This is a genomic window from Psychrobacter pasteurii (assembly GCF_900162815.1).
GTDB lineage: Bacteria > Pseudomonadota > Gammaproteobacteria > Pseudomonadales > Moraxellaceae > Psychrobacter > Psychrobacter pasteurii.
On the sequence record NZ_FUGD01000178.1, the window covers coordinates 1 to 454 of the forward strand.

Consider the following 454-nt stretch of genomic DNA (forward strand, 5'->3'; position numbering starts at 1 on the left):
TGATATCTCAACGAGCCTCGTTTCCAGAGTTACTGACAACATCATAGATGACATCACAGCATGGCAGAACCGGCCATTAAGTAGCTTATATCCTATCGTTTATTTAGACTGCATTGTCGTTAAAATACGGCAAGACAAGCAAATCATTAATAAAGCCATCTATCTGGCTTTAGGCGTCAATCTTGAAGGCAAAAAAGAGCTGCTGGGTATGTGGGTATCGGAAAATGAAGGCGCTAAGTTCTGGCTAGGTGTTCTCACTTAACTACAAAACCGTGGGGTACAAGATATTCTTATTGCCTGTGTCGATGGCTTAAAAGGCTTTAGTGAGGCAATTAATACAGTATATCCAAACACACAGGTTCAGCTATGTATTGTGCATATGGTACGTTACTCTATGAAGTTTGTACCATGGAAAGATAGGAGAAAAGTAGCTGCTGATTTAAAGGCGGTTTAT

General features: G+C 40.3%; 1 pseudogene. It reads left to right on the forward strand.

The annotated features are described in order from the left end of the window. A pseudogene (locus tag A1232T_RS13175) lies at positions 1-454 on the forward strand (IS256 family transposase); the annotation flags it as partial.